The organism is Herbaspirillum lusitanum P6-12 (assembly GCF_000256565.1).
Taxonomy (GTDB): Bacteria; Pseudomonadota; Gammaproteobacteria; order Burkholderiales; family Burkholderiaceae_D; genus Herbaspirillum; species Herbaspirillum lusitanum.
Window position 1 is genome coordinate 1 of record NZ_AJHH01000578.1, and the last position, 2,581, is coordinate 2,581.

Sequence of the window (2,581 nt, forward strand, 5' to 3'; positions counted from 1 at the left end):
CGGTTCGGCGTTGACCACCATGCCGCAAGGCTGGCCCGGGTCTGCGCTGGAAAACACCTCCGTGCCGGCGGCAACTTGCCCGGCGGCGACCAGCGCGAGCACGCTGCGGCGTTTCAGCTTGCCGAGGTATTGGCTGCGCGCGACGATTTCCTGGCCGGGATAGCAGCCTTTCTTGAAATTGACGCCGCCGATCAGCTCAAAATTGATCATCTGCGGTACGAACTGCTCCTGCGTCGGCTGCGTGATGGTCGGGACACCGGCGTAGATATCGCTCAGGCGCCAGGCATGGGCGTCGGCAACTGTCAATTTTTGAGCCAGCAGCGGCCAGGCGGCGATCGCCTGTTCCTCGGTGGTAATCCACTGGAAACGCGGCGCGCCACGGCTGTCGGCTACGCGCAGCAGGGTGCCGTGTTCGTTGTCGGTTTTGCCATACGGCTGCGCCGGCAGTTGCGGAAACCATTGCTGCAAAGCGGCGGCGGCAGTGTTGCCGGCCAGGCCCAGCGCTACGCGTTGCTCGCTGATATCGGCCAGCTTGGCTTTGGCGCGCAGGACGAACATCTGCAGGCGCTTCTGGATTGCCGGTTGCAGCGTGCGCGGCAGTTGCAGCACGATCTGGTCGGCGTCCTTCCACATCAGGAACGTCGCCAGCAGGCGGCCCTTGGGGGTGCAATAACCGGCCAGGCGGACGCTGGCGAGATCGAGCTTTTCGACGTCGTTGGTGATCTGGTTGTGCAGGAAAGATGCGGCGTCGTCACCGGTCAAAGAAATCAGGCCGAGGTCGTTCAGCGGGGCAACGAAATTGTCCGGCAGTAAAGCGCCGGCGTCAGCATTGATATGCGAGCCTTGCTGGTCAAGGAAGGTGTGCCACGCGGAGCGTGCCGGAGTCGGATCGGTCATAATTAGGTTACTGGGCTAACAGCGATTATCATTGATGCCTCGATTATAGTGATCTCCGAAAAAACGCGTCGGAGCAACAAGGATTTCGCCTCTGGTATGAAGAAGTTATTTGTGACATTGCTGGTGCTGGCCGCCCTGGTGGCGGGAGCCGGCGTCTATTGGTCCAAGCAGCCCATCGTGGACCCCAGCGGGCAGGTCATCGCCTTTACCATCACGCCGGGCGCCGGTGTGAACGGCGCCGCCCAGCAGATTGCCGCGGCCGGCGTGCCGGTCAACCCCGACCTGTTTGCCCTGTATGCGCGCCTGTCGGGCGAAGGCGCCCGCATCAAGGCCGGCAGTTACGAGTTGAAACCGGGCGCGACGCCATTGCGGCTGCTTGAGCAACTGGTGCGCGGCGAGTTCGCACAAGAGTCGCTGACCATCATCGAAGGCTGGAATTTCCGCCAGATGCGCCAGGCCATCGCCGACCATAAAGGACTCAAGCACGACACCGCAGCGCTGTCCAACGCCGAATTGCTGGCCAAGCTGACCACCGAGTTCGTCGTACCGGAAGGTTTGTTCTTCCCCGACACCTACCTGTTCGCCAAAGGCGCCAGCGACATGCAAATCTATCGCCAGGCGTTCATTCTCATGAGCAAGCGCCTCAATGAGGCCTGGAGCAAGCGCGATCTGTCCTTGCCGTACAAGACGCCTTACGACGCCTTGATCATGGCCTCCATCGTCGAGAAGGAAACCGGCCAGAAGTCCGAGCGCGGCATGGTCGCCGGCGTATTCGTCAACCGCCTGAAGACCGGCATGCTGCTGCAGACCGATCCGACCGTGATTTACGGCATGGGCGAGCGCTACCAGGGCGTGATCCGCAAAAGCGACCTGCTGACCGACACGCCGTACAATACCTACACCCGCAAAGGCATGCCGCCGACGCCGATTGCGCTGCCGGGCGCGGCATCGCTGGCCGCGGCCATGAACCCGGACAAGACCGAAGCCCTGTACTTCGTGGCGCGCGGCGACGGCACCAGTCATTTTTCCAGCAACCTGAGCGAGCATAATCAGGCGGTCAACAAGTATCAGCGTTGACGGACCCGCTGATTCATCCGCTGATTCACTCGCTGATCTACCCGCGCTGATTTTTCATTTCGACCGAACATCTTATTTCCATGGCATCTGGCAAATTCATTACTTTCGAAGGCATCGACGGCGCCGGCAAGTCGACTCATATCGCCTTCGTCGCCGACTTGCTGCGCTCGCGCGGCCTGACGGTGGTGACCACGCGTGAACCGGGCGGCACCGAACTGGGCGAGAGCCTGCGCGCGATGGTGCTGCATCAGAAGATGCATCTGGAAACCGAGGCATTGCTGATGTTCGCCGGCCGCCGCGAGCATCTGGCACAGGTCATCGAGCCGGCGCTGGCGCGCGGCGACTGGGTGATTTCCGATCGTTTCACCGACGCCACTTTCGCCTACCAGGGCGGCGGTCGCCATCTGTCGCTCGACAAGCTCAATGCGCTCGAACAATGGGTGCATCCGCACCTGCAGCCGGATCTGACGCTGCTGTTCGACGTGCCGCTGGAAGTGGCGCGCGCACGCCTCGACGCCGAGCGCACACTGGACAAGTTCGAGCAGGAGAAGGCCGATTTCTTCGCCGCTACCCGGGCTGAATACCTGCGCCGCGCGGTGCAGTTAGC

3 protein-coding genes are annotated in these 2,581 nt (G+C 62.1%); 2 read left to right on the forward strand and 1 reads right to left on the reverse strand.

The genetic code is table 11. The annotated features are described in order from the left end of the window. Positions 1 to 897 (reverse strand): CAF17-like 4Fe-4S cluster assembly/insertion protein YgfZ (gene ygfZ, locus HLUSI_RS0119155; RefSeq protein WP_016835482.1); only part of this gene is annotated, 897 nt, incomplete at its 3' end. A 96-nt stretch (positions 898 to 993) separates the two neighbouring features. Here ygfZ and mltG point away from each other — a divergent pair. After that, positions 994 to 1,974: an endolytic transglycosylase MltG gene (gene mltG, locus HLUSI_RS0119160; protein WP_016835483.1), complete on the forward strand. Its 981-nt coding sequence runs from the start codon at positions 994 to 996 to the stop codon at positions 1,972 to 1,974. A gap of 80 nt (positions 1,975 to 2,054) precedes the next feature. Further along, on the forward strand, positions 2,055 to 2,581 hold a 527-nt coding region (gene tmk / locus HLUSI_RS0119165; protein WP_016835484.1), incomplete at its 3' end, for a dTMP kinase.